Consider the following 22,010-nt stretch of genomic DNA (forward strand, 5'->3'; position numbering starts at 1 on the left):
GTCTCACCGAAACTCCTCCCACGGAGGCGTCCGCCCCAGCAGTTCGGTGAGTTCCGCCACGTGGGGCGCGTAATATTGTCGAAGTCGCTCCCGGTTTTCCCCATCCAGGGGTGGGACCGTCGGTGCTCGGACCTCCCGGGTGAGGATGAACCAGTTCACGTCGTGCCGGCGTCCCCCCAAAAGGACTTTGCCCAGCCGGTGGACAGGCGGAAAGGCCCGAAGCCCCTGCAGCATCCAGGCCATCCATTGCTCCAGCCGGGGGACCTCCCCAGCGTGGTGGCGCTCAAAAGGAAGTTTTTGAGGTGTGACGCCCAGAAATCGCTGGATCCCGGCCAGGACCTCCTCCGGATGCTGCACCAGTTCTTCCAAGAAAAACACCCCCACCCGATCAAACCGCTCCCGATAGGCCCGGAGAATCCGGGCGTATTCCCCGGCCACCAGAAGATGCCCTCCCGGATGCACATCCCCGGTGAGGGGATGCCGGCGGGCAAAGGCCAGGGCCTCGTCCCGGAAAGCACGTTCGAGAAAGGTGGGGAGGTCTTCCCGGACGGCCCCTCGCCGGACGTACATGGCATATTCCGAATAGAACCGGTCCACCGGGTTCCGGAGAAGGACCAGGATCCGGAGATCGGGGAACGCCCCGGAAAGAATCTCGGGCATCCGGGGATGAAACCAGTATTGGGGTGTGATTTTCCCCATCACCTTCCAGGGTTTCGGGAACACGTCCTCCGCAAAGGCCCGCCACCGCCCGGGGTCAGGCGGATACAGGTCGAAAAAGGGAACCTCTTTCCCCCGGGGGAGGGTGAGGTCCGGATGATGCTTGAGGGCGGCGTGAAGGCTGGTGGTGCCGGCCTTGGGCACCCCCACCAGCAGAAAGTGCAGACGGGGTTCCAGTGCACCCATCAGGGAAAGCGGAAGCCCGCGTGGAGGCGAAAGGCGGTTTCGGTGCGGTTCACCCCCACCTGATGCCCTGCATTCGTGACGGCATCCAGCCGGACCTCGGCTCCGATCCAGGATCTCCGGTTCCAGAACAGCCCCTCAAGCCCTCCTCCCACCCGGTGCTCCACCACCCCCCACATGAAGTGAGAACCGGAAGGAAAGGCCGATGGTCCGCCGGGATACACGGGCCAGGGGGTGTGGATGGTGTTTTCCCCTTTGTTCCGGATCCAGGCACGGGCCGAGATCCGGAGACCCTTCCGGAGATGGCTTCCCTCCAGGAGGATCTCTTCCACATCCGGGCCCAGGGGGTGGCCCATGGGAAAGCCCTGGAAGACCCAGTTCTGAAAGCTCCCCTCGTGGAGATAGGTCCAGGCATTCACCCGGGTGTAGCGGGCAAGAAAGGACCAGGGCCCCCGGGGGTGAACAATGCCCAGCATCCAGGCAAGCTGGTCGGGTTCCAGGGTGGGCGGAGTTTCATACTGGGCATCGTCAATATAGAGCTCCCCGAAGAAAAGGGTTCGCCCGAACCAGGCGTGGATGGAAAGATCCCAGGAGATGTTGTCCAGTCCGCCCCGGTTGAAATGGCCGGCGAGATAAAAATAGAAAGGATTAAGGTAGTGAGCCTCGGGTGGGCGGTTTTTCCCCGTGTAGAGCACGATCTCTGAAAGACGCAGACGAAACCGCCTTGTGACGTATTCCAGACCGTGCACAGAAAGGTAGCGCCGGAAAATGTCCCCGGCTTCGGCATCCGGGTAATACACTGCATCCCGGGTGGAAAGTTTCCAGGCATCCAGACCGCTCACGGCAAAAAAGCCCCGGAGGTTGCGATACCGGTAGGCACCAAAGAGCATGTCCAGCGGGGGACCGGACGGCCCCAGCATCAGGGCGGAGGCGAGGTCTCCCCCCAGAATCAGGGGGCTGCGACCCACCATCAACCACAGGCTTCCCCGGGTGTAGCTGGCTGCGCCGGTCATGAGATCACCGGTGAGTTTGCGGTTTCCTGAGAGACTGCTCGTCCACACCCGGGCGGGATAGAGCCGGGGGGTGTCGGAGCGGACCACCCGGGCGTTCCAGGAGAGATGAAAGTCTCCGGCAGGAACGACAAGCCACCCCTCCGCCATCCCCCACCCTGCCGAATCCCGAAGGCCCTCTATCCAGAGCCCCAGGGAAGGGCCTTTGACCTCCTGCGGAACGAGAAGGTCATAAAGCATCCGGGCCTCAGGGGTCTCCGGCGGATTCAGAAGGCGGGTTTCCACAGGGACCTGGAGCATGTCGGGGAAAGAACGGGGACTCCGGGCGTAGAGTTCAAACCAGAGGGGCGTCATCCAGGGGCTGTGGGGAACCACCCAGGCCAGGAGCCAACCGATCATTCATACGCCTCCAGCACGTCTTTGAGCCAGGGACCGAGATGAAGAGGGGCGCGGTCGGGATGCTGCCAGCCCTCCCGGGTTTTCAAAATCAGGTGCAGACGGTCTTCTTTCAGGAGGTTACTCTGCTGGAGGTCCAGGGGAACGGTCCCGATGGCGATGAACAGGTGGGCGAATTCCAGGAAGGGCCGGATCTGGGCAAGACCCATGCCCGGCGCAAAGTGGATGCCATAGAGATGAAAACGGGCTTCCTGAAGCTCGAGATATGCATATTGCACCCGGTGGGATTTGGTCCGGGCAAAACGGGCAAGGCCCAGGTCCTCATAGAAGGCCTCCAGCCACTCCTCCCGGGGTGAAAGCACGGCCACGTTGACAAAGCGAAACCCGGTGAAGGGGAGAACCTTTCCGTCCTTGAGGAGGCGGAGCTGACCGGCTGCAAGAAACCGGCCCATCGCCCGGAGGATGAGAAGGTCCGGGAGGTCTTCAAACGTGTCCAGAAGTTCGCCCACCGTCCGGGGAACCGAGAGGTGTTCCACCAGGAGGCGCCCGATCTCTCCTTCCAGATGATCGGTGGTGCGTTCCAGATGGGCCTCCAGGGGGATGCGCCTGATCAGGGCAAAAAACTCGTCCGTCTGCTGCTGGAGATACACGAGGTCCGTCAGGGTCAGGGCAAGATCGGTTTCCTCGAGGGGGGCATGCTGGATGAACCGGAACACGGAGGTTCCCGGTGTGGCCCAGATGCGAAAGAGGGCCTTGTTCCGGCGAAACCGCCCCGCTCGTGCGCCCACCACCCTGCCCCCGTCCACAAACACCGTCCCCCTCCCCCGGAGTTCCAGGGCGCCCCGGAGCCGTTCGTCCAGCAGGACCCGCACCACGTCAAACAGGGAAAGGGCGTCCCGGGCGACAAGACCCTTAAGGATTTCGCGCGGCTGATGGTCCATGAGATGCCTCCTTCTTGAGTTCGTCCATCAAAAAGTCCTCCAGGGAGGGGATTTCCCGGAAAGCGGCATCCATCCATTTGCCGGGGCCCGGGATGAGAACGGGGATGCGCTGTTTCATCCCCCGGGTGGGGAGCGCCCCCAGGGCGAGCATGTGATCGGAAATGGAAAGAAGATGGCGGATATCCCGGATGGGCGCACCGGGGGTGAGATGGACGGCGTACACGTGCACCCGGAAGGGGGGAAGATCCCGCACCGCATAGTAGATGTGCCCGCCCCTTCGCTGGACCGAGCCATGGATTCCCAGTCCGTGGAAAAAGGCATAGATGGCGGCCAGGGTGCGGGAAAACACCAGCAGGTTTTTCCGTTCCAGTTCCAGCGTGGGGGCCGGGGTGGAAACCGAAAGGAACTGGCCCAGCACCCACCCCCGGACGGTCCGGAGGATCATGGTGTCCGAAAAGGGCAATCGGTCCAGAATTTCCTGAAGGGAAAGCCCCTCTTCATGCTGGGTGAGAAGGCTCACCAGGGCCGCCCCGATCTCGTTTACCTCATCCGGGGCTTTGGCCAGAGCAATTTTCGTGGTGGGCGGAAAGTCCTTGAGAAGCACCCGGAATCCGTCAATCCGCTCCTGGACCGAGAGGAGATCCACCTCCGTCACCCGGAGGCGATCATCCTGGATCTCGGGAGTGGCGAAAAAGGACACCACATCCTGATCGGCGTTGAGCCACACCCGCTCCAGGGCCTTTTCCCCCCGGTAATGGTTGATCTCTGCACCCACCACCAGCCCTTCCCGGAGAAAAATCCGTCCCTTCGCTTTCCGGAACAGGAGTTCCCCCGGCAGGCCCGTGTGGAGGGCAAACTGAACAGTCTCGAAGAGGGTGAGTCCCTCCTCGCCCAGAAAGCCCCGAAACACCTCAACTTTGCCCATGATCTCCATCCCCCCGTGCGAGAAGGTCACGATAGAGCAGTGCCTGCGCCGTGAATGTAAGGGGACCGGTGATCACGATCCCCACCAGAAAGGCCATCAATCCCACCAGGTTCACCAGCAGACCCACCAGACCGAAGGCCACAAGTTTCCAGAACACACCCCGGGTGATCTCCCAGGAGGTCTTCAGGGCCTCCAGGGCCTTCTGGCCTTCCACAATGGCAAAAAGGAAGAATTGAAGGCGGATCGCCCCATAGACGCCGGGCAGGATCAGGGCCAGAAGGCCGGCCACGACCGAGAGAACGACGAGGACATAGGCGCCCAGTGCCGAGGGGAGATAGGGATAACCCTCCAGAAGATCCGCCAGTCGGGGGGAGACCCCATCCACGGCTTTCAGAACGGAGCGCAAGAGACCCAGGGCCAGGGTGAACTGGATGAGATAGGAAAGCCCCACCAGAGCCAGGCGAAAGAACGCCTGGTCCGGGATTTCCGCAACATAGGAAAGGAACACGCTCACAACGAAATAGAGGGTGACCACACCCATCAGGGCCGGCATGCGGGTGATCACCCCCCAGGCTTCACGGTAATAGGAAAGAACGGGTTTCATCCCACAGCCTCCAGAACGGTGACCCGGTGCATCACGGGGGTTTTCCCTTCCAGTCGAAGATCAATATGATAGGGCACGGGGGCGGGGGTGGGACAATCCTCCCGCCCATGCACCCCCCGGGTTTCCTCCCGAAACAGCGCTGCCTCCACGATCCATCGGGGAAGAGAAGGTTCTTTCAAAACGGCAAGCAAATGCTCAAGCCTCTCCTTTGTCCGCAGAGGTCCGACCTCCCGATCCATCCGGCGCGAAAGATCCGGGGGAAGCTCGGGAACAGGCGGCGTCACCTCCTCAGGGTCCCGGGGCCGCGAAGATTTCAGACGAGCCGCCTGCTCGCCCGCCCGGGTCCCCCACACCAGCCCTTCCAGAAGGGAGTTGCTCCCCAGGCGGTTGGCACCATGGACGCCGGTCCAGGTGGCCTCACCCACAGCATACAGGCGGGGCACACCGGTTTCTCCTCGATGGTTCACCACAACGCCCCCGAGGGCATAATGGGCGGCGGGACGAACCGGAACATGGGGCCAGTGCTTCCGGACCCTCGGATAGATGTGGGGAAACCGCCGGGCAAAGGCCTCTTCCTCAAAGGCCGAAAGGTCCAGAATCACGTGATCTGTCCCGGTGGCCGCCATCTCCTGAACGATGGCCCGGGTGACGGCGTCCCGGGGTGCAAGATCGCCCATGGGATGATACCGGTGCATGAAAGCTTCCCCCCGGAGGTTCCGGAGCACCCCTCCCTCCCCCCGAACCGTTTCGGAAATCAGGCCATACGGAGGCCGGCACAGCCAGGTGGGGTGAAACTGGACCAGTTCCAGGTTGCGGAGAACCGCACCGGCATGGAGGGCCATCCAGAGGCCTTCTCCCCGGTTGGATGGGGGGTTGGTGGTGGGATCCCAGAGAGCCGCATAGCCTCCGGTGGCAAGAATCACGGCATCTCCGGGGAGATAACCCCGATCCGTCCACACACCCACCACCTCATCTCCAGAACGTCCGAGGGCCAGCACCTCCGCACGGAGAAAGCGCACGCCCAGACGGCGGGCCCATGTCCGAAGGTGCCACTGCAGGGTGAGCCCGAACCGGTCGTGGCCGGCGTGCCAGACCCGGGGGACCGAGTGCCCCCCCTCCCGTGCCGGCTGGTCGTGGAGAGTGAGACCCAGCTCCCGCAGGAGACGGGGCCCCTCCCGAACCAGAAGATCCACAGCCCGGGGATCGGCAAGCCCCTGACCGCTGTCCAGCGTGTCCCGGAAATGTTGTTCCGGAGAGTCTTCGGGAAGAAGGGCGGCGGCGATCCCCCCCTGGGCATGGTGGGTGCTCCCCGAACGCCACCCCCGGTGGATCACCACCACACGCGCACCGTTTTCCCTCGCGCGTATGGCCGCAGCCAGACCTGCCACACCCGATCCGATCACCAGAATCATTCGTCTTCTTCGGAAAGGAGCTGCTGGATCTTTTCCCGAACCTCGGGAGGAGGTGGCGTGGGCGCGCCTTCTTCCAGGGACGCCTGTCGGCGTACGAACCGGTAAAATCCGAAGAGAACCGTCCCCCCGCCGGCGAGAACCAGGACCGGAAGCCACCACAGCAGACGGTTCACACCCCGGGCCGGAGGGACCGCCAGGATGGACTCCCCGTACCGCTGGACAAAATAATCCAGGATTTCCTGCTCGCTTTTGCCCTCCCGGAGCATCTCCCGGACCAGCGAACGCATCTCTTTCGCCACCGGGGAGTTGGACTCCGCCACGTTCTGACCTGCACACACCGGACAGTTCAGCTTCCAGTAGATGGCTTCTGCCTTCCGGGAAATCTCAAGGGAAACGCTGTCCGTCGGAGGGGCCACCATCAGGAAGACAAGCGCTGCCGCCACCATTCCATAACCTCCTGTTCGCTCCACAGTCCGGGAATTCGGGTTCCACAATCCGGACAGGTGCCATCCGGCTGAATCCGATTTTCAAGCACGGTGAATCCCCGCCGCCGGACCAGCACGCTGTGGCACCCCGGACACCGGGTGTGTTCCCACTCCGGGAAAAGGCCCGGCACGTTGCCCACATACACAAACCGCAGCCCTTCCTCCCGGGCGATTTCGGCCGCTCTTCGCAGAAACTGCGCCGAGGTGGGGGGGCGATCCTGCATTTTGTATTGCGGATAAAAGGCCGTGAGGTGCCAGGGGATGTCCGGTGACACGCTCACGAGAAAACGGGCCGCCTCCCGGATCTCCTCCTCCCGGTCGTTGAATCCCGGCACCACCAGCGTGACCACCTCCACCCAGAAACCCTTCTGGAAAACGTGCTCAATCGTCCGGAGCACGTGATCCAGCACCCCCCCGAGTTTCCGGTATTGCTTCGGATTCATCGTCTTGAGATCCACCTTGTAGGCGAGCAAAAAGGGCCACAGGTAATCCAGAACTTCCGGGGTCGCGTTGCCGTTGGACACATAGGCGGTGGCGATGGGTTTTCCCCGGGCCGGTTCAAACAGGGCCCGCGCCCACTCGGACGTGATGAGGGGCTCGTTGTAGGAGCTTGCCACCACCCGGGAACCCGTCTGCTCCACAAGTCGCCAGAATTCCTCCGGTGTGATCGTGTAAATCGGGCTTCCGGCTTTCAGGTCCCGGAGCGCCTGAGAAGTCACCCAGTTCTGGCAATAGGAGCAGTGGAAATCGCATCCCAGCATGCCAAAGGTGAGGGCGGTGCTCCCCGGAAGAAGGTGATAAAAGGGTTTTTTCTCCACCGGATCCGCCTGAAGGGCGGCGACGTATCCCCATGGGACATAGAGGGTTCCTCCCCGGTTAAACCGGACCTTGCAGATCCCCCGGAATCCGTCCGGGATCACGCACCGGTGCCCGCACGCCACACACCGGACCTTCCCCTTTTCCAGACGTTCAAACAGCTCCCCCTCCCGGACATACGTATCCAGAAGTTCCGCAAGAGGAACCACTTCCGGGGCAAGTCCCCGGTGCGTCCTGCTCGTCGCCATCGTGAAAATCTTACGGGATGAACCGCGTTCTCGCAACGTCCAGAAAGGACAAATTGAAAGGTCGGAGGGGAGGCTTTATCCTTCAGGGCACGAAAAGCGCAACCAAACAAGGAGCAGGGGATGAGCCAGGAGCTCTTGAGGAAGGAATACCACGGGGTGAAGTATATTTCCGGTCCCCTTGTGATTGTGGAACGCGCACCGGAGCTCTCCTATGGTGCACAGGTGGAGATCCTCCTCCCCGACGGTTCCCGGAGATCCGGTCAGGTGCTGGAGGTGTCCGACCAGTTTGCGGTGGTGCAGGTGCTGGAGGGGACACTGGGGCTGGACGTGGAATCCATCCGCATCCGCCTGCTTGAGGACGTGGTGCGGTTCGGGGTGTCCCGGGATATGGTAGGCCGGATTTTCAACGGCCGCGGTGAGCCTCGGGACGGTCTTCCTCCGGTCATTCCGGAGAAGCGTCTCCCCATCATCGGTCAGCCCATCAACCCCGTGGCCCGGGACAAACCGTCGGACTTTATCCAGACGGGGATTTCCGCCATTGACGGTCTGAACACCCTGGTGCGGGGGCAGAAGCTCCCCATCTTCTCCGGCGCCGGCCTTCCCGCCAACGAGATCGCGGCGATGATCGTGAAAAACGCCCAGGTCCGGGGCGAGGGGGAGGAGTTTCTTGTGGTGTTCGGCGCCATCGGGATCACCCAGCGAGAATACGCCTACTTTTTGCAGGAATTTGAAAGTGCCGGTGCCCTGTCCCGTCTCGTGGCCTTCATCAACCTGGCCGACGATCCCACCATCGAGCGGATCCTCACGCCCCGGTTTGCCCTGACCGCCGCGGAATATTTCGCCTTTGAGCTGGATTATCACGTGCTTGTGGTGATCACGGACATGACCAACTATGCGGAGGCCCTTCGTGAAATCGGCGCGGCCCGGGAAGAGGTACCCGGCCGCCGGGGTTATCCCGGATACATGTACACGGATCTCGCCACCATCTATGAGCGTGCGGGCCGGATCCGGGGCCGGAAGGGAAGCGTGACCCAGATCCCCATCCTCACCATGCCCGACGACGACATCACCCACCCCATTCCGGACCTGACCGGATACATCACCGAAGGGCAGATCGTGCTCTCCCGGGACCTTCACCGGACGGGGGTGTTCCCACCCATTGACGTGCTGACCTGCCTGTCCCGGCTCATGAACCTGGGGATCGGCAAAGGCAAGACCGAAGCCTATCACCGGGAATGGGCCAACCAGCTCTACGCCGCCTATGCCCGCGGAAAGGACCTCCGCCGTCTGGTGGCCATCGTGGGCGAGGATGCCCTCTCCGAAACCGACCGCCTCTATCTCCGGTTTGCCGACCGCTTTGAGCGGGAGTTCATCCACCAGGGCACCGAACCCCGGACCATCGAAGAGACCTTCCGCATCGGGTGGGAACTCCTCTCCATCCTCCCCGTGAGCGAGCTGTCCCGGATCCGCCGCGAATATCTGGAGAAACACCTGCCCAAGAAGGAAGTGGTCGGGGAGGGCGCTGCTTCCTGATGGCATGGGAAGCGGTCATCGGCCTTGAAATCCATGTGGAGCTTGAGACCCGGAGCAAGATGTTCTGCGGGTGCCCCAGCACATTCGGGGAAGAGCCCAACACCATGGTCTGCCCGGTGTGTATGGGGCACCCGGGAACCCTCCCGGTTCCCAACCAGGAGGCCGTCCGGGCCGCCCTGAAGCTGGGGGTTGCCCTGGGGAGCACGGTCCACATCACCTCCGTTTTTTACCGGAAAAATTACTTCTACCCCGACCTTCCCAAAGGCTATCAGATCACCCAGTACACCGCATCCATCCTCACGGGCGGGAGCCTGCGGGGTGTGGGGATTGAGCGGGTGAACCTGGAAGAAGAAACCGCCAAATCCTACCATGCGGAAGACGGCACGGTGCTCCTGGACTTTAACCGGGCGGGGATTCCCCTCATGGAAATCGTGACCCTCCCGGATATCCGGACCCCCCGACAGGCCCGGGAGTTTCTGGAGCACCTTCGCCTCCTGATCCTGTATCTCGGGATTTCCTCCTGCGATATGGAGAAAGGCCAGCTCCGGGTGGATGCCAACATCTCGGTGCGCCCGGAAGGAAGTGACACGTTCGGGACCAAAGTGGAAGTGAAAAACATGAACTCCTTCAAGGCGGTGGAAGATGCCCTCACCTTTGAATTTCGTCGCCAGACCCGTGCGCTGGAAGAGGGGGGACAGGTGGTTCAGGAAACCCGCCTGTGGGACGAGCACGAGAAAGAAACCCGCCCCATGCGCTCCAAGGAGGAAGCCCACGATTACCGGTATTTTCCCGATCCCGACCTTCCTCCCCTCGTGCTGGATCCCTCCTGGATCGAGGAAATCCGCCGGAATCTGCCCGAACTTCCGGAAGCCCGGAGAAAACGCTATCTTTCTTATGGGCTTTCCGAGAAGGTGGTGGAGGCCCTTCTCTGGGATCCCGCCCTGGGGGACTATTTCGAGCAGGTAGCCGAAGGTCTCTCCCGGAAAGACCTGGCCGGGAACTGGGTGGCCACCCAGGTTCTGCGGGTGTTGAACGAACAGAACCTCCCGGTGAAAGCCTTTCCTCTCTCCCCCGATGCCCTCCGGGAACTCCTCCAGCTTCTCGAAGAGAGCGTGCTGCATCACTCCTCTGCACAGCAGGTGTTTGAGGAGATGCTTTCATCCGGAAAATCCGCCCGCCAGATCGTGAAGGAACGGGGACTGGAGGTGGTGCGGGATACCGGCGTGCTGGAACAGGTGGTGACCGAAGTGATTCACGAGCATCCAGAGATCGTGGAGAAATATCGTTCCGGGAAAACCGGTGTGATCGGTGTGCTGATCGGTGCGGTGATGCGCAAAACCGGCGGGAAAGCCGATCCCCAAATGGTCCGGGAACTCCTTGTCTCCCGGCTGGAGGCCTGATGGCCCTCTCCGCAGAATCCAAAACCGAAACCTCTCGTCTTCTCAACGCCCGTTTCCTGATCTTTGCCCTGGTGGAAAGCCTTTCCCAGCTGGGGGACCGCCTCAACCACCTTGCCCTGGTGGCCCTTCTTGCCGCTCGGGCCAAGTATTCGCCCATTGCCTTTTCGGAGATGGCGGTCTATTTCACCTTTCCCAACCTGATTTTCGGCCCCCTTTCCGGGGTGGTGGCCGATCGGTTGGACCGGAAAAAACTCCTGGTCTGGGGGGACCTTCTTCGGGCGGTGCTGGTGGCGTCCATCCCCTTTCTGGTGCTGGCGGGGTTCCACCTCCGGGTGGTGTTTGCCATGGTGTTCGTGATCTTCACCATCGGGATCTTCTACAGCGCGGCCCGCATGGCCGTCATCCCCATGATCGTGCCGGACCGGGCGTCCTATCTCCAGGCCAACGCCTGGATGAACATCCTGGGGCGCCTGGCCACCCTGGTGGGGGTGGTCACGGCCGGCGTGGTGATTGACTGGCCAGGATGGGAACGCTACGGCGTGGAAGGCTGGGCGGTGGGGTTCTGGGGAGACGCCCTGACGTACCTTGTTGCAGGACTGGTGATCGCCCTCCTGCCCATCCGGAGGCCCCCCCGAAAACGGTCGGAAGGCAGGCTCCTGGCCACCCTCCGGGAGCAGGAGAAAACCTATCTCCACACGGTGATCGGGGATCTCCGGGCCCTCCTTCACCTCATCCGGAGCCGGTCCGATCTCCGGTGGGTGCTGGGGTCCGTTCTCCTTCTCGTGGCCCAGGCGGCCACCGTGTATACCCTGGGGCTTGTGCTCATTCAGCAGGTGTACGGCTATGGGACCCGGGGGCTGGGGTTCCTGGGCGGAAGTGCGGCGCTGGGCATGGTGCTGGGAGGCCTTCTCTATGCCCGGTTCGGGCGAAAGATCCGAAAACTGCCGGCCATCTACGGTGCGCTCACCGGGCTGGCCGCCACCCTCCTGGGCCTGGCCTTCCACCTCCCGTGGGAAATCCTCCTCACCCTGGGGATCCCGGGGGGGATGTTTCTGGTGATCGCCCTCATCGCCCAGGACACGGTGATCCACGAACGGATCGAAACCGGCTTTCAGGGCCGGGTGTTCTCCACACGGGATATGCTGCTGGCCCTGGGCTTTCTGGTGTTTTCCCTGATTTCCGGCGCCCTGGGAGAGGTGTTTGGCCCTCGAAATGTGGCCCTCTCCCTTTCGGTGGTGTTCATGATCACGGGTGTGCTGGGGATGGTTCGAACCCGGGAGGGATAAGATGAAAACCTGCGATTTCCTGAGGCTCCCCCGGCTGGGGCTTTCCCTCAAAAAACTCGCCCTGGCCTGGCTCGGCATGGTGGCGGTGTACGGAATCCACCTGGTGGGGAGCTACGGTGTGATGATGCTGGAGGGCACCAGCCTCCGGACCGCCTGGTCCCTCCACGGTCTCCTGCCCCTCGTGCGGTGGTCGGAACTGGAGGGAAGTGCCCGGCTTCTGGCGGTCCTTTTTCTGGTTCTTTCTCTGATTCCCCTCTATCTCTCGGCCGTGGCGGTGGTCCGGATGACCTTCCGTCAGCTTGCAGGGGACGAGTTCTATGAGGTTCGGGAAGCCCTGCGCTTTGCCTTTCAGAAAACCCGCACCCTCTTCCAGACCCTGGACCTTCTGGCCCTGGCCCTCCTCCTGGTCCTCCTTCCCCCCGTGCTGTTTGCCCTCCTGGCACGGATCCCGTGGATCGGGGGCCTGCTCTTCGTCCTCACCCTCCCGGTCGGGCTCTTTTTTGCCCTCCTCTTCCTCTATCTCCTGGTGGGATTTCTGGTGGCCCTCTTCACCACGCCCCCTGCGGTGGCCGTCGCCCGGGCCGACGCCTTTGACAGCATTTTTGAAGCCCTCACCACCCTCAACCAGGAAAGCGGACGATTCCTCCTTCACCAGATTTTCATCTTTCTGGGCGTCCTGGTGGGCGGAGTTCTGTTTGGTCTCTTCCTGGGAGGGGCCTGGGAACTGGCCGTGAGTCTTGCAAGGTGGCTGGGCGGGGATGCGGTGTCCGGGGTTCTGACCGCCCGGGATGTGTTTCTCGGGTGGAAGATCACCCGGGTGGGGGGACTCTCCGGCATTGCAGGTTTCATTCTGGCACTCGTTCAGGTGGGTTATCTCCTTCTTCTTCCGGCCTATGGATGGGCGACGTTCTGGGCCGGGGAAACCCTTTCCTTTTTGCTGGTTGCTCGTGCGAAAGACGGGCTGGATTATTTGAACATCGAGGAGGAGGACCATGACGAAAACCCGGGAAATCATTGATCGGCTTCTGGCCCTTCAGGAACTGGATGCCCAGATGGACGAAATCCGGCGTCAGCGGGACCGGATTCCCCAGGAGCAGGCCCGTCTCCAGGAAGAGAAGGCACGGCTGGAACAGCGTCTCGCGGAACTTCAGGAAGAGCGGGCATGGAGAGAGCGGGAAATCCGCCGCCTGGAGAGGGAAATCGCCTCCCTCCGGGAACAGGTGGACGAAGAAACCAAAAAGGCCCGCCGGGCGCGCACGTCCCGGGAACTGGAAGCCATCCAGAAGGAGATCGCCTATCTTTCCCGCCTGATCCGGGAAAAAGAAAACCAGATCCTGGAACATATGGAAGTGCTGGGAGACGAAAACACACCCGGGCTGGTGAGCCGGATCCGGGAAGTCGAAGAAGAGGTAAACGCCCGTATCCCCGAGATCAACAGCCGTCTGGCGGTGCTGGAACAGGATCTCAGGACCCTGGAGGAACGCCTGCTGGACTTTGAAGAAGAGCGGCAGCGTCAGATCCACTTCATTGACGTGGAGTGGCTGGAACTCTATGAGCGCATCCGCCGGCGTCAGGGATTGCCCGTACTGGTGGGACTTCTGGAGGGGGCCTGTGGAGGATGCGGGGCGGTGCTTTCCGAGGATCGGCTCATGGAACTGGAAGATCGGGGCATCATCCAGTGTGAAATGTGCGGACGTCTGGTCTTTGCTCCGGAGTGGCTCTGAGGCTCCGTAACGCTCGAACATGAGACTGTTTGGATTTCTCCCGGTGGGGATCGGGGATGTCCTGGACATCCTGATCGCCACCTTTGTGATCTATCACGTCCTCCGCTTTTTCCGGCAATCCCGGGCGGTGTATATCTTTCTGGGCATCCTCCTCATCACCGTGGTGGGCTGGCTCGCCCAGTGGCTTCACCTCGTGACCCTTGCCTGGATGACGGGACTGCTGCGAACCATCGGCCTGGTGGCCGTGGTCATCATTTTCCAGCCCGAAATCCGGCGGGCGCTCCTCACCCTCGGGCGAAATCCCATTTTCCGGCGGATGGTTCCGGAGACCGTGGATCCGGCCCTCCGGGAAATCGCCGAGGCGGCTTTCCGGATGGCCAGCCGGAACATCGGTGCCCTCATCGTGATCCAGCGAAGAGATCCTCTGCGGGACCTCGCGGAGCGGGGGGTGATCCTCCAGGCCCGGGTGAACCAGGATCTCCTCATGAGCCTGTTTCACCCCTCAAGCCCTCTTCACGACGGGGCGGTGATCGTGGAAGAAGACCGGATTCTGGCCGCCCGGGTGATCCTTCCCCTCCTTCCGGGAGCAGAAGACCTCCCCGAGACCTTCGGCACCCGTCACCGGGCAGCCTGGAGCATCACGGTGGAAACGGACGCGGTGGCGGTGGTGGTTTCCGAAGAGCGGGGCGAAGTTCGTGTGTTTGAGCACGGGCGCTTCGTCCTGACCGGCTCCCGGGAAGAACTCCTCCACCGGCTGGGAGAGGCGCTGCGGGAACTCGTGGAGTCCGGAGAAGAAACCGTGCCGTCATGAACGACGCGCCCTACTGGAGAAGCCCTTTTCCACGGACGATCAAACGCCTGATGGACGTGGTGGGTGCCGCCGTGGCCCTGGTGATCCTCTTCCCCCTCATGGCGATGATCGCCCTCCTGATCCGCCTCCGGATGGGCTCCCCTGTCCTCTTCCGGCAGGTCCGGGCCGGGCTTTTCGGCAAGCCCTTTGTCATGTTCAAGTTCCGGACCATGACGGACGAACGGGACGAACAGGGAAACCTGCTTCCGGACGAACAGCGCCTCACCCGCCTGGGAGCCTTTCTCCGCCGATATTCTCTGGACGAACTCCCCGAATTCTTCAACGTCCTGCGGGGAGACATGAGCCTGGTGGGACCCCGTCCCCTCTATGTCCGCTATATCCCCCGATACAGCGAACGCCAGAAGAAGCGCCTCCTCATGAAGCCGGGCATCACCGGATGGGCGCAGGTGAACGGACGAAACGCCCTTTCCTGGGAGGAACGCTTTGAGCTGGACGTGTGGTATGTGGAACACTGGAACCTTTGGCTGGACCTCAAAATCCTGTTCCTGACCCTGTGGAAGGTGATCACCGCCGAAGGGGTGTCCCATCCCGGATGGGCCACCATGCCGGAGTTCACCGGACCCAGCGGAAATCCGTCCGGGTCATCCCCTGAGCATACGCAAAACGAAAAGAAAAGCGATCCCCCGCCCGCGGCGTGAACACAAAGGGCCAGTTGGGGCACTTCACCGGATCGCACAGTTTCTCCCCTCCATCCCACACCTCCACCCCGAACACCACCACCTCCCCCGGATAGGACGAAAGATCCACGCGGTGGTGTTCAAGCCCCCGATCCGCCTGCCAGGTGAGGGCCACCGCCTGCACCTCCCACCGGTCAAAGTCCGGAAAAAGATCCGACACCAGCGCCCCTTCCAGCATCCGGAACATTTCAGGTGTCAGAACCGGTTCGTCCAGGTCTTCAAAAGAGACCACCTGCACGCCCAGCCGTCCGCCGTCGGGGAAAATCCGTGCGGGCTTGAAGGCAAGGCGCTCCAGGGCGCGGAGGCTCTCGTCATACAGGAGAGGGCCATACAGTTCCTGCACCAGAAGGTCCACCGGCTCCGGCGGAACAAAATCCTCCACAAGTCCCGGAACGATCTCCACGTCCTTCCACCGGGCAAAACGGGACCGGAGCACCTGGAGGGCCAGGGGATTTTCCTCCACAAGATAGAGTTTGCGGGGTCGAATCACGTCCAGAATGACCTCCGAAAGCCGTCCCAGCCCGGCCCCCGCCTCCACCACCACGCCCCCCGTCATCCCCAGCCGGGAAAGCCCGCGGGCCAGGGCCTGAAGACGCCCCTCATCCTCATACACCCCCAGGAACGCCAGAAATCCGTCCAGGTCCAGAAACCGTTCTTCGGGCAGATCGTTCAGGATCTCCATCACAGCCCACCCAGGCGTTTCAGGCGAAGATAGGCCCTGAACCTCCAGGTCTCTCCGTCCACCGCGGGCGAGAGTCCCAGGGGAAAGCGCACCTCAAGAAGCCACAGGTCCAGGGCAAGGCCCCCTTCCACGAAGGGCCGGGAGCGCTCCAGCCAGGCGACACCGCCATAGCCATAGAGCCGGGAGGCAAGGCGCAGGCGGAGGGTGGAAAGGAGGAGGCGATTTCCGGACAGGCCCCGTCCCCCAAAACCCCCCAGACCTTCGCCCAGGGTGAGATACCGTCCGGTGGTGGCCCAGTCTCCCCGGGAGGGGATCAGCAAGCTCCAGGGGAAGAACTCCCGCCCTTCCCCTTCCAGGAAAAACCGTTCCTGAGAAGGGGGCGTTCCGGTGATGCCTCCAGCCAGGAGGAACATTTCCAGGCGGTTCCACCGGGCCTCCAGGCGAGCCACCCCCTTGCCGAAGCTTGCTTTCTGCGGGAGGCGGTTCCATCCCCCGGTGCCCTGCAGATTCAGCTCGGCCCGCATCCAGGGGGTGCGATACCCACGCTGAAGGCGTGCCTGAAGGGCCAGGAACTCGCCGGGGGCATACACCATCGGGTTCGCATACGTGGTGTCAAACACCCGTTCCCGGTAAAGGGTGAAGGAAAGGTTCCGGTCCCCGAGGGGCCAGAAGGTCAGGCGCTGGTCGTTGGAGCCCTGCCAGTTGCCCAGCGCAAGCTGGAAGGAGCGTTCCATCCACAGGAGAAGCCCTTCGCCCCTTCGGCTCCGGGTGCCATAACCCCCATACAGGGCGCCGGTGTGACGCACCGTCCCCTGCGTCCATGCCATGGCGAACCCCGGCGTGAAGCCCTGATCCGAACCATAAAGCACCACCGGCAGACCCCACACCGAAAGAACGCGGGGCGAGATCTCCGGAAGGCGAACGAAACCGATGGAGAGGGGCGGCGGGGCACCCCAGAGGTTGTTCCACTCGTTGGCTTCCAGGAGATCGTCCTCCGGGTCCAGTTCCATCAGACGCACATCGGGCGGAAAAGCCACCCGGGCCGTGTCCACCCAGCGGGTGAGGGTATCCTCGCCCGCCACCGCCCGGACCTGAACGGGAACGGGAGGCCCGTCATACGCGAGGCGCACAAGGAGAGCTGTGTCGGTCCGGACCACTTCGCCAAACCGGACATCCCGCACCACGTCAAAGAGCTGAGGATCCAGAAAGCCCTCGGGGTGCACCCCCGTCTGGCGGAGGAGTTCCCGGACGTCTTCAATATGGACATGCCGGAGGGCCTTTTCCCGGTGGAGCGTCTGGAGATACCGGTTGAACAGGCTGTCCCCCAGATAGTGTTCGGTGTAGCGGACCACCCGCTTGCCCTTGTTGTAGATGGTGGCAAAATAGGACCGCATGCGATACGCCGGGACCGAAGCCACCGGTTCGTTGTCCTCCCCGGCCGCATAGCGATAAAGATACACCGCTCGCCCCCGCCGCCAGAGCTGGCCCATCCAGAACCCGGGGGAGAAGAGGGACGTGATCCGGAAGGGCCTCCGGTGTTCGGTGGTGTCGGGATGCTGCTCCTCCCACCAGTCCAGAAACCGGTCCGTGGCCCAGGAGGTCCAGGATTCATCCAGCCAGGGTTCGTCCATTTCGTTGTTGGCATACATGCCATAGAACCACTGGTGGGCGATCTCGTGGGCGAGCACCCCCCGCAGGCGGTTCACCCCCCAGGTTCGCCCGATGATCACCAGGGTGGGATATTCCATGCCGCTTCCGGCCCGGAGAGGTCCGTCCACCACCGTGAGCACCGGATAGGGGTAGGTTCCGAACCACGCCGAAAAGCGGTCCAGCATGTCCGGCAGGTCGGGAATCACCTTCTCATACATGGAGCGGTGCCGGGGCTTGAAAAGGATCCGGATGGTCACGTGCTTCCAGGTGGTCTCCTTCACCGCAAAGTCCGGTGCGGCCACCCAGGCGAAGTCGTGCACGCTGTCGGCAAGAAACCGGTACACCTCCACCGAGTCCCGATGGAGGCGGGCCACCAGCGACCCCGTGGCGCCCACGACAAAGCCTTTCGGGACGGTGATTTCCGTCCAGAAGGTCCCGAATTCGCCATAGAATTCCCCCACGTAGTGATATCCGTCCGGGTGCCAGAATCCGGACGGCCCCCGGTACGCCTCTTCCGGAAGGTCCAGCGGGGGTGCTTTGGGAGGAACGTGGTCATACACCACCATCTTGGGATACCACTGCGTCACGGCATAGGTGTGGCCTTCCCGTCCCATCCGGGAGAACACCCGGGGGATCTTCACGGTGAAGGCAACGTCCAGGCGCAGGGTGTCGCCGGGGGGAAGGGGTGCGGGAAGCCAGATCTGGCCCTCCGTGTCCACAATCCGGAGCACGCAGCCTTTCTCCTTCGGTGGTTGGGCCAGAAGGGCACGGTCTTCCAGGGGGACCGTCTGGACGGAGCAGGTGACGGAATCGTTCACGGTGAGGCGCCGAACGGTGATACCGCCCAGGTCTTCAGGAGAAGCGCGGTGAATCCGGAAGTCTCCCCGTTGGGCAGCTTCCCGAGCGAACACGGAATTTTGCCGATAGGCGTTGGGATACAGGTGGACCCACACGAAGGGAAGGGAATCCGGGGACGCGTTGGGATATTCCACCACCTCCCGGGCGGTGAGGGTGTGGGAGGCGGTGTCCAGTCGGGCCTGGATGGACACGGAAAGATAGGGCTGCCAGGCAAGAACAAGAAAAAGCACGCTCATGCCTCACTCCCTGTTGATGGTGCATAGCGTGCAGTGTGGGCGGGGAATTGTCAAAGCGGAGAAAACCGCCACCCCATGGAAACTCCGGGAAACTGGGAGAAGCGCCGCTTTCCTATGGAGACCCGGTTTGTTTCCAGTGAGCCGGTGAAGTGGACAGTTTTTCCCTTGCCTCCCGAAACCGGTCATACAGCACGAAATACCCCAGGTCGTTGATCCGCATGCCCCGTCCGATGTTCAACCGGTTCATGGCCCGGGAACGCCTGAAAGGAGTCGATAAGGCGTGGTCTTCCTGACAAAGAAAATTCGGGAGGGGAGAGACCCCCTTGACAATCTACCCCCCCCCCCCTGTATCCTTGGAGCAACACAGAACAGGAGGTTGTGAATGCTCGGACTCCTCCTTGCATGGATCACGCCCCTGGACCAATCCCCTGAAATCCGCCTTCATCTCAAAACACCCGCACCCAGCCGCGTCCTGTGTATCCTCCACCATGAAACCCTGAAAGCACCTGATGAAACCCTCTCCGTGCAGATCACCCGGGAGACAACCTTGGTGTTTCATCCGCAAAGCACCGTGGGATTCAATCGCGTACGACTCTCGGTGATCACCCATGGACGGCGGTTGTCCCGAACCTACTCCTGGGACATGATCCCCGCACCTACCCTTCTTCCCGGGCCTCGCAGGGCGGACATCCGCTTTGCCCTTCCGGGGAATTACACCCTGCACGTCTTTGATGTCCTGGGCCGATCTGTCCGTCGCGCAACCATCTCCGTCCGACAACCGGAAGACCGGGTTTCCCTTCGGCTCCTTCCGGGCGTGTACTTCCTTGAAATCCGTAAGCCCCCGTACCGATGGCGGGAAAAGTTCGTGATTTTTTAGAAAGGAGGTCCCCATGCTCCCGTGGATAAGCTTTTTCCTCCTTGCCCCTCCTGTAATCGAGGATACGCTTCTACTGGGAACGTTTCCAGGAGAAATCTGGGTGGAAGGCGAGGGGTGCACATGGGCAAGTGCAGCGCTTGCTCATTGTGTGACTCTTGTTATGGCCCCCTTTCATCGCCGGCCCAACTCCGGGCTTCCTCCCATGGGACTTCCAGACACGGCGGTGGGTCTTTTCCCCCGTCCGGGGGACAAGCGCCGGGGTCTTTCCCGATATAAGTCCTCCAGCAACCCTCTCGGGATGGAATATCCGCTCTACTGGAGCTGGGCCACCGTGGGGATCATGACGTTCAAGCTCCGGGTGGTGAATGGGGACACCATCCAGGAACCGTGGCCCACTTCGATCAATCTCACGGTGGAAAACGTGGTGGACACGATGATTCTGGGACCGGGAGGTGAAGTCTTCACCTGGAGCGGGCACCTCCACAGCTATCAGAACGACCGTCCCTTCAGCGAGCGCCCCCGGGGCGGATTCCTTGGGTATCTCTCTTCTCTCCCCTCCTGTCTTCTCCAGAACCGGTGTTATCCCGAAGATGTGACCACGTTCACACCGGAATGGGATTCCATTCCCACGGTTGTGGTCAGTCCTGAGGATCATGTGGCGGTTTCGGACACCATCATCTATCAGGCGAGTTACTATGCGGGGTACTACAGAATCCGGGCGGAAAGCGCCGGGGGCGAAGACTGGATGGCCATCGGGTTTCCCGCAACGGTGGGAGGACCCATTGTGTTGTTCCCGGCCGGAGAATATGGGAACCTGGCTCTCCTGGGGTATTTTGAAGGAGGAACCTGCAGGCATCAGGGAAGGATTGCCTGGTGGAAACTGGACACTCGACCGGACACTCCTCCGTATGATACGCTGTATCATGTCAACTGTCAGTGGACGATGGACTTCGAAAACCAGCATGCCACCCCTTATGCCACCATGGTGCTGTACAAACTTCTCAAGTTCGTGAAAGAAACCGCGGTTCAAAAAGCCCGGGACTCCACCCAGCCTGACACGTTTCGGGTGCTGGATATCAACGACATTTCCCTTCCCTGGGGAGGGGAATTTGACATTTACGCGGACTGGTCCACACCTCATCGCTCCCACCGCACCGGGCGGACGGTGGACATCCCCTATCGCATCATCCGTGCCACACCGGACTGGTCGTTCCTCCAGCACCTTGAAGGGCAGAAGAAGGTGATCAAAAAATGGCTCAAGAAATTCTTAAAGAACAAGTGCAGGGGTTGCTTTGACATTCTTGAGGAAGATGACACGAAGCATTTCCACCTCTGGATTGACCGGGGTGGAGCCCTGCTGGGGCATGAGGACCTTTATCCTATTTTTCGCTGAAGGGGGTGCGTCATGATGCTGATGGTTTTTCTTCTGGCCCAGACGTTCAACATGGACCGGGGGATCTGTTTTCGCCTGATTTCCGGGGATGGGGTGGAGGTGACCACGTGGGTTCATGTGGAGAAAATCGACTCCGTCCGGTTCCGGTATGTGTATGGGGTGTTCAACCATCCAGAAGCCACGCAGCCGCTGGAAATCTTTGATCTCATCATGCCCGAGGCAGACACGATTCAGCGGTTCATTGATGCACGACTTCCCTTTGACGAAGGAGACACCCTCTACCGGCCGGATTCCATGTGGGAAACCTATTTCACGGGATTCCAGGCGATACCCCGGATTCCGCCCTATCCGGTTCCCTTTGTCCATCCGGAGACCGGACTTCGGGAATCCGTCACCGTTATCCCCGAACCCCTCCCCGACTCCCTGAAACAGGATTCCCTGGGGTGGTTTAACGGCATCTATGGGTGGATTTATTCCTTTGACATCGACACCACCTGTCTTCCGCCGGGGGACACGGTGATCGGGTTCGGTGTGGTGGTGAACCGGCCGCCGGATGTGGGGAAAATCTATGTGGAAGGCCATCACCCGGAACCCACCCTGTGCGAGGAGAGAGATACCCTTCCCCCCTACGTCCCCCCTCCCGATAGTCTCGCCGACCTCCTGCGGGCGTATCGCAATCTCACCCCCTATGGTCCCGGGAAAATCTATCCCGGCGTGGTGCCCGGTCACCCCATTCCGCCCTTCCCCACCGCGTTTTCCGATCTTTTGAAGATCTCCGCACGGGTGGATTCGGTGGGGTGGTATCGGGATCCATCCCTTCGCCAGGAGGTGGACAGCCTGATCCATGCCGCCCACACCCACTGGAAGTTCCGCCGGTATATGGATGCCTATCGGGCGCTTTCCCTTGCGTACAACAGGGTGGTTCAGGGGAAAGGAACGCGGATCACCCATGAGGGGTTTGTGGTGATGGGGTGGAGGCTGCGGGAGACCCGGGACCGCCTGCCCGGACCCACGGCCATCGAAAGCCTGGACCGGCGGTAAGGAGACAACCGGGGCTGGCATAACGGGCCAGCCCCCTTTTCGGAG

At 61.8% G+C, this 22,010-nt stretch carries 21 protein-coding genes; 10 read left to right on the plus strand and 11 right to left on the minus strand.

The genetic code is table 11. The features are described from left to right. Window positions 1–3 precede the first annotated feature (3 nt). From AC6HU3_RS03025 to amrS, 8 genes are read right to left on the minus strand one after another with little or no spacing between them, the layout of a single operon-like run. Window positions 4–903 carry a sulfotransferase family protein gene (locus tag AC6HU3_RS03025; RefSeq protein ID WP_497474546.1) on the minus strand — a complete coding sequence of 300 codons (900 nt, stop codon included), beginning with the start codon at window positions 901–903 and terminating at the stop codon, window positions 4–6. Then, window positions 903–2,309 (minus strand): capsule assembly Wzi family protein, encoded by a 1,407-nt coding sequence (locus AC6HU3_RS03030; protein ID WP_497474548.1) that lies wholly within the window; start codon window positions 2,307–2,309, stop codon window positions 903–905. The genes AC6HU3_RS03025 and AC6HU3_RS03030 overlap by 1 nt, the downstream gene beginning before the upstream one ends. Further along, window positions 2,306–3,247, minus strand: coding sequence for a hypothetical protein (locus AC6HU3_RS03035; protein ID WP_497474549.1), 942 nt, complete (start codon window positions 3,245–3,247; stop codon window positions 2,306–2,308). Before AC6HU3_RS03035 ends, AC6HU3_RS03030 begins: the two co-directional genes overlap by 4 nt. Next, window positions 3,219–4,172 (minus strand): hypothetical protein, encoded by a 954-nt coding sequence (locus AC6HU3_RS03040; RefSeq protein ID WP_497474551.1) that lies wholly within the window; start codon window positions 4,170–4,172, stop codon window positions 3,219–3,221. The genes AC6HU3_RS03035 and AC6HU3_RS03040 overlap by 29 nt, the downstream gene beginning before the upstream one ends. Next, the gene (locus tag AC6HU3_RS03045; protein ID WP_497474553.1) at window positions 4,159–4,776 is read right to left on the minus strand and encodes a DUF7847 domain-containing protein; all 618 of its coding nucleotides are present in this window, start codon (window positions 4,774–4,776) and stop codon (window positions 4,159–4,161) included. Before AC6HU3_RS03045 ends, AC6HU3_RS03040 begins: the two co-directional genes overlap by 14 nt. Next, window positions 4,773–6,188, minus strand: a complete 1,416-nt coding sequence (locus tag AC6HU3_RS03050; RefSeq protein ID WP_497474554.1) for an L-aspartate oxidase — start codon at window positions 6,186–6,188, stop codon at window positions 4,773–4,775. Before AC6HU3_RS03050 ends, AC6HU3_RS03045 begins: the two co-directional genes overlap by 4 nt. Beyond that, window positions 6,185–6,634, minus strand: a complete 450-nt coding sequence (locus tag AC6HU3_RS03055; protein ID WP_497474556.1) for a cytochrome c-type biogenesis protein — start codon at window positions 6,632–6,634, stop codon at window positions 6,185–6,187. The genes AC6HU3_RS03050 and AC6HU3_RS03055 overlap by 4 nt, the downstream gene beginning before the upstream one ends. Then, window positions 6,607–7,737 (minus strand): AmmeMemoRadiSam system radical SAM enzyme, encoded by a 1,131-nt coding sequence (gene amrS / locus AC6HU3_RS03060; protein WP_497474558.1) that lies wholly within the window; start codon window positions 7,735–7,737, stop codon window positions 6,607–6,609. The genes AC6HU3_RS03055 and amrS overlap by 28 nt, the downstream gene beginning before the upstream one ends. 120 nt (window positions 7,738–7,857) lie before the next feature. Here amrS and AC6HU3_RS03065 point away from each other — a divergent pair, with 120 nt between their 5' ends. Genes AC6HU3_RS03065 through AC6HU3_RS03095 form a run of 7 tightly spaced genes read left to right on the plus strand, consistent with a single transcriptional unit; the run spans window position 7,858 to window position 15,189 of the window. Further along, entirely contained in the window at window positions 7,858–9,270 is a 1,413-nt protein-coding gene (locus tag AC6HU3_RS03065; RefSeq protein ID WP_497474559.1) for a V-type ATP synthase subunit B, read from the plus strand. Further along, window positions 9,270–10,670: an Asp-tRNA(Asn)/Glu-tRNA(Gln) amidotransferase subunit GatB gene (gatB, locus tag AC6HU3_RS03070; RefSeq protein WP_497474561.1), complete on the plus strand. Its 1,401-nt coding sequence runs from the start codon at window positions 9,270–9,272 to the stop codon at window positions 10,668–10,670. The genes AC6HU3_RS03065 and gatB overlap by 1 nt, the downstream gene beginning before the upstream one ends. Further along, the gene (locus tag AC6HU3_RS03075) at window positions 10,670–11,956 is read left to right on the plus strand and encodes an MFS transporter (protein WP_497474563.1); all 1,287 of its coding nucleotides are present in this window, start codon (window positions 10,670–10,672) and stop codon (window positions 11,954–11,956) included. The genes gatB and AC6HU3_RS03075 overlap by 1 nt, the downstream gene beginning before the upstream one ends. Window position 11,957: 1 nt before the next feature. Next, window positions 11,958–12,974: a hypothetical protein gene (locus tag AC6HU3_RS03080; protein WP_497474565.1), complete on the plus strand. Its 1,017-nt coding sequence runs from the start codon at window positions 11,958–11,960 to the stop codon at window positions 12,972–12,974. Continuing rightward, on the plus strand, window positions 12,949–13,680 hold the full coding sequence (locus tag AC6HU3_RS03085) for a zinc ribbon domain-containing protein (RefSeq protein ID WP_497474566.1): 732 nt from the start codon (window positions 12,949–12,951) through the stop codon (window positions 13,678–13,680). The genes AC6HU3_RS03080 and AC6HU3_RS03085 overlap by 26 nt, the downstream gene beginning before the upstream one ends. A gap of 19 nt (window positions 13,681–13,699) precedes the next feature. Then, entirely contained in the window at window positions 13,700–14,491 is a 792-nt protein-coding gene (cdaA, locus tag AC6HU3_RS03090) for a diadenylate cyclase CdaA (protein WP_497474567.1), read from the plus strand. Next, window positions 14,488–15,189 (plus strand): sugar transferase, encoded by a 702-nt coding sequence (locus tag AC6HU3_RS03095; RefSeq protein WP_497474569.1) that lies wholly within the window; start codon window positions 14,488–14,490, stop codon window positions 15,187–15,189. Before cdaA ends, AC6HU3_RS03095 begins: the two co-directional genes overlap by 4 nt. Here AC6HU3_RS03095 and AC6HU3_RS03100 read toward each other — a convergent pair. The 3 genes from AC6HU3_RS03100 to AC6HU3_RS03110 form a co-directional block, all read right to left on the minus strand. Then, the gene (locus AC6HU3_RS03100) at window positions 15,104–15,910 is read right to left on the minus strand and encodes an SAM-dependent methyltransferase (RefSeq protein ID WP_497474570.1); all 807 of its coding nucleotides are present in this window, start codon (window positions 15,908–15,910) and stop codon (window positions 15,104–15,106) included. The two genes, AC6HU3_RS03095 and AC6HU3_RS03100, sit on opposite strands and share 86 nt — an antisense overlap. Continuing rightward, window positions 15,910–18,654: a M1 family metallopeptidase gene (locus tag AC6HU3_RS03105; protein ID WP_497474572.1), complete on the minus strand. Its 2,745-nt coding sequence runs from the start codon at window positions 18,652–18,654 to the stop codon at window positions 15,910–15,912. The genes AC6HU3_RS03100 and AC6HU3_RS03105 overlap by 1 nt, the downstream gene beginning before the upstream one ends. A gap of 112 nt (window positions 18,655–18,766) precedes the next feature. Then, complete coding sequence (locus AC6HU3_RS03110) at window positions 18,767–18,901, minus strand: hypothetical protein (protein ID WP_497474573.1); 135 nt, start codon at window positions 18,899–18,901, stop codon at window positions 18,767–18,769. Window positions 18,902–19,036: 135 nt separating this feature from the next. On the opposite strand from AC6HU3_RS03110, the gene AC6HU3_RS03115 reads away from it, so the two are divergent. Genes AC6HU3_RS03115 through AC6HU3_RS03125 form a run of 3 tightly spaced genes read left to right on the plus strand, consistent with a single transcriptional unit; the run spans window position 19,037 to window position 21,965 of the window. Next, a complete protein-coding gene (locus AC6HU3_RS03115) occupies window positions 19,037–19,531 on the plus strand; it encodes a T9SS type A sorting domain-containing protein (protein WP_497474575.1) in 495 nt (164 codons plus the stop codon). 13 nt (window positions 19,532–19,544) lie between these two features. After that, window positions 19,545–20,924, plus strand: coding sequence for a hypothetical protein (locus tag AC6HU3_RS03120; RefSeq protein WP_497474577.1), 1,380 nt, complete (start codon window positions 19,545–19,547; stop codon window positions 20,922–20,924). 12 nt (window positions 20,925–20,936) lie between these two features. Further along, window positions 20,937–21,965, plus strand: coding sequence for a hypothetical protein (locus tag AC6HU3_RS03125; RefSeq protein WP_497474579.1), 1,029 nt, complete (start codon window positions 20,937–20,939; stop codon window positions 21,963–21,965). The last annotated feature ends 45 nt before the right edge of the window (window positions 21,966–22,010 follow it).

This window comes from Caldifarcimen microaerophilum, from assembly GCF_055387105.1.